Origin of the sequence: Limosilactobacillus agrestimuris (assembly GCF_943193105.1) — a bacterium.
Classification (GTDB): domain Bacteria; phylum Bacillota; class Bacilli; order Lactobacillales; family Lactobacillaceae; genus Limosilactobacillus; species Limosilactobacillus agrestimuris.
Genome location: NZ_CALPCW010000012.1, coordinates 49,754 through 55,960, shown reverse-complemented (window position 1 = coordinate 55,960; position 6,207 = coordinate 49,754). Strand labels below are relative to the sequence as shown.

Annotated in this window: 8 protein-coding genes; 4 read left to right on the top strand and 4 right to left on the bottom strand. The window is 40.1% G+C overall.

Features of this window, described 5'->3' with window-relative positions:
* Positions 1-76 precede the first annotated feature (76 nt).
* Positions 77-283, top strand: a complete 207-nt coding sequence (locus NFR46_RS07905; RefSeq protein WP_251576263.1) for a hypothetical protein — start codon at positions 77-79, stop codon at positions 281-283.
* A 54-nt stretch (positions 284-337) separates the two neighbouring features.
* On the opposite strand, the gene NFR46_RS07900 is transcribed toward NFR46_RS07905, so the two are convergent.
* A complete protein-coding gene (locus NFR46_RS07900) occupies positions 338-1,180 on the bottom strand; it encodes a DNA-binding domain-containing protein (protein ID WP_251576261.1) in 843 nt (280 codons plus the stop codon).
* A gap of 301 nt (positions 1,181-1,481) precedes the next feature.
* Between NFR46_RS07900 and argF the strand changes: the two genes are divergently transcribed.
* A complete protein-coding gene (gene argF / locus NFR46_RS07895) occupies positions 1,482-2,489 on the top strand; it encodes an ornithine carbamoyltransferase (RefSeq protein WP_251576259.1) in 1,008 nt (335 codons plus the stop codon).
* Positions 2,490-2,503: 14 nt separating this feature from the next.
* On the top strand, positions 2,504-3,436 hold the full coding sequence (gene arcC, locus NFR46_RS07890) for a carbamate kinase (RefSeq protein ID WP_251576257.1): 933 nt from the start codon (positions 2,504-2,506) through the stop codon (positions 3,434-3,436).
* 56 nt (positions 3,437-3,492) lie between these two features.
* On the opposite strand, the gene NFR46_RS07885 is transcribed toward arcC, so the two are convergent.
* The 3 genes from NFR46_RS07885 to NFR46_RS07875 all read right to left on the bottom strand — a co-directional run bounded on the left by NFR46_RS07885 (position 3,493) and on the right by NFR46_RS07875 (position 5,575).
* Complete coding sequence (locus NFR46_RS07885) at positions 3,493-3,843, bottom strand: hypothetical protein (RefSeq protein ID WP_251576255.1); 351 nt, start codon at positions 3,841-3,843, stop codon at positions 3,493-3,495.
* Positions 3,844-3,854: 11 nt separating this feature from the next.
* Positions 3,855-4,775, bottom strand: a complete 921-nt coding sequence (locus tag NFR46_RS07880) for a DMT family transporter (RefSeq protein WP_251576253.1) — start codon at positions 4,773-4,775, stop codon at positions 3,855-3,857.
* Positions 4,776-4,840: 65 nt separating this feature from the next.
* Positions 4,841-5,575: a matrixin family metalloprotease gene (locus NFR46_RS07875; RefSeq protein ID WP_251576252.1), complete on the bottom strand. Its 735-nt coding sequence runs from the start codon at positions 5,573-5,575 to the stop codon at positions 4,841-4,843.
* A 139-nt stretch (positions 5,576-5,714) separates the two neighbouring features.
* Between NFR46_RS07875 and NFR46_RS07870 the strand changes: the two genes are divergently transcribed.
* The gene (locus tag NFR46_RS07870; protein ID WP_251576250.1) at positions 5,715-6,170 is read left to right on the top strand and encodes a DUF7679 family protein; all 456 of its coding nucleotides are present in this window, start codon (positions 5,715-5,717) and stop codon (positions 6,168-6,170) included.
* Positions 6,171-6,207: the final 37 nt, after the last annotated feature.

Here is a 6,207-nt window from a genome sequence, read left to right as displayed (position 1 = left end):
TGTTTGGCCTTCTTGGCAAGCCAGGATACGAAGAAGTCGGCAAGAAGTTACGGACTGAAATGGACGAGAATAAGTAATGAACCGTCACCAATTAATTAAGCAGCGACAGCACGTTCAGTTGCGAATTGCTGTTTGGTGTGTGTTGACAATTTGCTTTGCAATCTTGAATTTAATTAAGGTCTTGCCGTTCCTTCAATGGATTGTCTGGTTAGCTGCCTTGTATACGTTGATTTTGATTGCAATTTGGACTTACTTAACGATCCAATTATTCAAAAATAAGTAAAAACAGGTTCCAGAGTTCAGAATTTCGAGCTTTGGAACCTGTTTTTATACTACTTTAATTTTGGACACTTTCTTGTGCTAGTCCGTTGAAGAAGTGCTTTACTGAGACTTGACCACCATGCTTTGACTCACCATTGATGATTTTCATTTCATTATGGACATTCTTGTATTCAAAGAGGTTATTAGCATATTCAAGGATAATGTCATTTTCGGGATAATCGAGACACATGTGAGCAAGGTTATTCAGTCCTGTCTTAAGGTCGCGACGAATCCGCTGGAGAATGATTTTTTTACCATGATCATCACAGCGGAAGATTTCGTGAAAACTAACCTGCTCGAAAGGAACCTCTTGTTCGATCATCACGTTAATGATCCGGGTAATATCTTGTGCCCCAGAACCGTTAGTAATCCCAAGAAAACGCATAATTGATTTGACGTTTTCCTTTTCCTTGCTCTTAAAGTTGACGTTAATTGTGTTGTGATTAGCGGCGCCACTAACTAAATCAAGAATTTGTAGCATTCGATGAGACATACTGATATTTTCCCCAATGAGTTTGATGATCGTCTTGACCTCAGCGACATTTAGCGGTTTCTCAATACAAAAGTCAACACCAGCCTTATAAGCATTCGTACGTCCTGTAGGATCAAAAGCTTGACTAACCATAATAAAGTGGGGATGGTGGTTACTTTGTTGAATCCGTTTGATTAAATCGATCCCGTTAATTTGAGAAAGTGATGGATTCACAAACATCACATCAATACTCAGACGGATAACATCTTCAAATGCTTGCTCGGGATTAAAGGTTGTCCCAACGACTGAATTATTAAAGTCGTTTTCGATAATATCCTTGAGAAGTGATGTAGCGTTATTATCATCATCAACGATGTAGAAGTTCATTTTAACACCTCGACTATTTTTGAATCATCTTGAGCTTATTTGAAGCTAAGGAGAAAGTCAATAATAATACAGTCAATATTGAATATTAAGAATATTGATTAATAAAATGCTTGTGAAATGTATATTATTGAGTTGAATAATGTATGAATAGTGATGGATCCGCTTTCTTTAAATGCATATTCTAGTTGATTGTGAAAATAAATTTAATTTTTTTGATGGATCTTCTTGAAGCAAAATGAGTTTTTTTGAAAGTGCTTACTATCATATATACCGTAAAGAATTTCAAGGAGGAATTTTAATTATGGCATTCAATTTACGTAACCGTAGTTTTTTAACACTCTCAGACTTTAACAAGCGTGAAATGGAATACATGCTTAACCTTGCTGAAGATTTAAAGAAGGCTAAGTACTCTGGCACTGAAGGCAAGAACCTTGAAGGTAAGAACATTGCCTTAATCTTCGAAAAGAGTTCAACTCGTACTCGTTGCTCATTCGAAGTTGGTGCTAAGGATGAAGGTGCACACGTAACTTACCTTGGCCCATCAGGCTCACACATTGGTCACAAGGAATCTGTTAAGGATACTGCCCGTGTTCTTGGTGGTATGTTTGATGGTATTGAATACCGTGGTTTCTCACAACGTAATGTTGAAACTTTGGCTAAGTACTCAGGTGTTCCTGTTTGGAACGGTTTGACTGACGAAGACCACCCAACACAAGTATTGGCTGACTTCTTAACTGCTCACGAAGTATTGAAGAAGCCTTACGAACAAATTAAGTTCGCCTTCGTTGGTGACGGTCAAGATAACGTATCTAACGCTTTGATGTTGGGTGCTGCTGTTATGGGTATGGAATACCACGTTGTAACTCCTAAGGAATTGAACCCAACTAAGGAAGTTCTTGACAAGGCTAACGCTATTGCTGCCGAAACTGGCGCTAAGATCGTTGTTTCAAACGACGTTAAGGAAGGCGTTAAGGGCATGGATGTTATCTACGCCGATGTTTGGGTATCAATGGGTGAATCAGATGACATGTGGGAAAAGCGGATCAAGCTTCTCAAGCCTTACCAAGTTACTAAGGAAGTTATGGAAGCTACTGAAAATCCTAACGCTATCTTCGAACACTGTCTTCCAGCATTCCACAATCTTGACACTGAAGTAGGTAAGGAAATCTACAAGAAGTTCGGTCTTAAGGAAATGGAAGTTACTGATGAAGTCTTCGAAAGCAAGCACTCAGTTGTATTCCGTGAAGCTGAAAATCGGATGCACACTATCAAGGCTGTTATGGTTGCAACCTTAGGTGAACAAAACTAAGGAGGGCGCTTTAAATGGCTAAAGTAGTTGTTGCCTTGGGTGGTAACGCCCTTGGTAAGTCCCCTGAAGAACAATTAAAGTTAGTTAAGAACACTGCTTCTTCTTTAATTGGTTTGATCGATGCTGGTAACCAAGTTGTTATTAGCCACGGTAATGGTCCTCAAGTTGGCGCCATTAACCTTGGTATGAACTTCGCCGCTGAAAACGGTAAGACTGCAGCCTTCCCATTCCCAGAATGTGGTGCAATGAGTCAAGGTTACATTGGCTACCACTTACAACAAAGTTTGCAAAATGAATTGCACCGTCGTTGGATGAACAAGAACGTAGCAACTATTGTTACTCAAATTGCTGTTGATCCTAAAGACCCTGCATTCCAAAACCCTTCCAAGCCTGTTGGTGACTTCTACACTAAGGAACAAGCCGAACAGATTGAAAAGGAAAAGGGCTACACCTTCAAAGAAGATGCTGGTCGTGGATACCGTCAAGTTGTTCCTTCTCCACTTCCACAGAAGATTATGGAATTAAACAGTATTAAGACTTTGATCGAAAACGGCGACCTTGTTATTGCCGGTGGTGGTGGCGGTGTTCCCGTTATCATGACTGACGATGGCCTCCAAGGTGTTCCAGCGGTTATTGATAAGGACCGTTCAAGTGCCTTGCTCGCTGACAAGATTGATGCAGATACTTTGATCATCTTAACTGCTGTTGATTACGTATACGTAAACTACGGTAAGCCAGATGAAAAGGCTTTGAAGACATTAAATGTTGCCGAAGCTCAAAAGTACATGGATGAAAAGCAATTCGCTGCTGGTAGTATGCTTCCTAAGATTGAAGCTTGCTTATCCTTCGTTAAGGGTCACCCAGAACGGAAAGCTTTAATCACCTCACTTAACGGCTTGGACGATGCCCTTGCTGGTAAGGTTGGTACTGTTATCAGTGATAACTAGTCATAGGTGTTTCTCTCAAAAGAACCATTCAGGAATTCCTGAATGGTTCTTTATTGTTATTCATCATCAGTTTTCTTATTTGCTTCAACTGTATAGTTATCCGCTTGATCTTCGTTGTACCTTGCGAGAAGGATTTGTTGATCCTTATCTTTAATCAAGTTTTCAAGAGATTCATCGGTCTTTAGTTCTGGCTTTTCTTTAATAATTTTATCCAGGACTTCTTTAGAGAAGGAGAACTCTGGCTTGATTGCAGTATCACCATTTAAGACGTCAATTGTTTCATCATAGGAGAGAATCTTTAGCTTACGGGCTGAACGATCAGCGTCAGGTTGGTGGAGGACATCTGGATTAGTTTTAAGATCCTCACGAAAACCATTTTCGTCATACTTATAACCATCTTCTGTCATGAGTGAACCTCCTATTGTTGCTTATTAGCATCTTTTTGGTGTGGACGAACATTAATTGCACAAACTGCGACAATGACTAGAATTGAACCGACAATATCAGCACCAGTTAGATAAAGGTGGAAAATTAAAACCGAACCAACTGTTGCGGAGAGTGGTTCAAAAGCATCCATTAAACTAAAGGTAGTTGCATCGATGTACTTTAGAGAAGTATTTGCTAAGTAGAATGGAATAATTGTTCCAATAGTCAGGATACTTGCACAGTCAATCCAGACGCTTGGAACATTTGGAATTGCTGGTTGTTGTGGGTGAATTGCTAAGAGGACGATTCCAGCAAAGAGGAGTCCCCATGCTGTAACGTTAAGGGCAGGAACCCGACCGCTCTTTAACATTTTTTGAGGGATCAAGGTGTTTGTTGCCACCCCAATCGCTGAAATAAAGCCCCAAAAAAGGACCGCTGGAGTGACAGCCAAGTGATTAAAGCGACCATGAGTAGCGATAATAAAGACACCCAAGAATGCAATAATTGCGCAAATAATTTCAATTCGCCGTGGTGGTTCGTGTCGGAATACTGCTAAGTAAGCAATGATAAAGAATGGTCCGACAAATTGCAGGATCGTTGCAATTGATGCATTCCCTTCCTGAACAGCCATGAAGTAGGCAAATTGAACGGGAACTAAACCAATAACCCCATAAGCGAAGATTACCCGAGTATCATGGAGGTTATGGAAAATAGCAAATGGGTGGTTGCCCAACAACTTACTGATTATAATCATAATCAGTCCACCGAAGATTAGTCGCCACTGAGTTAGCCACAGTGAGGTAATCGATGGACTAACATTAAAGAGTGCCTTGGCAAACAAGCCGGAAATTCCCCAAAAAGTGGTCGCGATAATTACCATGGCAAGGCCAAGAGCTTTTTTATTTGAATTCATTGATAAATTACCCTTTCCTTAAAATGCACACCATTTTATTTTAGCATGAAATATTTGAAGGGAGGCTAATTATTGTGAGAAGAGTTAGTGTGCTCTTGGTGCGACTTAATAACGGGTTCTTTTTTGGAGTATAGGAGTCTGACATTTTTAACATCCTCTGGTTGGATTGAATGGTTTGAACCACTTGGCTGCATTACCGAAATATTATTTGTATGGTGAAGACCAATCGCGTGGCCAAGTTCGTGTTCGGCCGTATTAACAATCCGCCGTTGTGAATAACCATAGATTGGGTTCAACAGGTAGGCAGAATTGAGTTCTACCTTGGCATAGAGGAAGAGGTGAGTAGCAGAATTAATATTGACTCCTGTTAAACCAGCCGCCCCATTTTTATCATCATTAATTGTTGTAAAGAGGATATTAGCCTGCTTTTTATTATGAATCACGTGAAATGTAAAGGCACCAGTATCATTCCAGGCTTTAATAGCAGTTTTAGCAGCACTTAATAACACAGGATCTTTGATGTCAATGCAGATCATGGCGGAATTAGTTGGCCACTTACCGACGGGATTAGAGTAGGTAGTTTTCTTATTTGTCTTTTGCGAAGTATCTTTAGTTAATTTTGGCTGCGGTGTTTTTTTTCCTGTAACCTGGTTAATAATATTTTGAGTATGAATTTGTGCTTCATGGATAAAGACGTTGACGGCAGAATTAACCGTTTCGCTGCTTTGGTAGAAGCAGATTCCCACGATAAAGATTACGATGTAGATTAGCGGGAGAAAGAACTTTGAATGCTTCATCATTAATTTACCTCCCATTGACTGAATTCTAGTGAACTTTTGGGAACTTGTCTATTATTTAAACTAACTTTTGCTAAGGAATGCCTAGTTGCGCTGAATTGCGGTAAAATGGTAATAGTGATATTGCGAGGGGGAATCCATAATGGTTAAGGCATTTAAACTCCATGTTAAATTGAGTTGGGGCGAGGAGAGAGATTACCTATTAGCAAATGATGTTGAGCCTGGATTAGAACATCGTTATCAAACACGGGAGAATTGGCAAGAGGTTATGCGAAATGCCTTGATAAATGTTCCGGTTGGCCCATATATTAAGGGGAATCGGGTGATCCCACCAATCGCCACGGCAAAGGTGATTGACGTATTTGCCTGCGAGAAGGTTGATCCGCAGTTACAACGGACACGAAGTCAGTTCATTATGGCGGCGGTTTGGCAAAAACAAACTGACGAACAGGACTATAATTTTATGCATCACGATTATTCACGGTGGTCACAGCGACAAATCAAGGCAGACGTTGACTATTGGAATAATGGAACTAAGCATCCCTGGATTAATTTAATGACAAAGTGGCGAATCTGGTTACAAGAACACCGTCATTAGTGTATTTATTTAGGTTGATTCACAGAAAATAGTTGAC

Excerpts from the sequence above, each read along its gene's own strand:
- NFR46_RS07870 (WP_251576250.1), top strand. The coding sequence starts at position 5,715 with ATGGTTAAGGCATTTAAACTCCATGTTAAATTGAGTTGGGGCGAGGAG.
- NFR46_RS07880 (WP_251576253.1), bottom strand. The coding sequence starts at position 4,775 with ATGAATTCAAATAAAAAAGCTCTTGGCCTTGCCATGGTAATTATCGCG.
- NFR46_RS07900 (WP_251576261.1), bottom strand. The coding sequence starts at position 1,180 with ATGAACTTCTACATCGTTGATGATGATAATAACGCTACATCACTTCTC.
- argF (WP_251576259.1), top strand. The coding sequence starts at position 1,482 with ATGGCATTCAATTTACGTAACCGTAGTTTTTTAACACTCTCAGACTTT.
- NFR46_RS07905 (WP_251576263.1), top strand. The coding sequence starts at position 77 with ATGAACCGTCACCAATTAATTAAGCAGCGACAGCACGTTCAGTTGCGA.
- NFR46_RS07885 (WP_251576255.1), bottom strand. The coding sequence starts at position 3,843 with ATGACAGAAGATGGTTATAAGTATGACGAAAATGGTTTTCGTGAGGAT.
- NFR46_RS07875 (WP_251576252.1), bottom strand. The coding sequence starts at position 5,575 with ATGATGAAGCATTCAAAGTTCTTTCTCCCGCTAATCTACATCGTAATC.
- arcC (WP_251576257.1), top strand. The coding sequence starts at position 2,504 with ATGGCTAAAGTAGTTGTTGCCTTGGGTGGTAACGCCCTTGGTAAGTCC.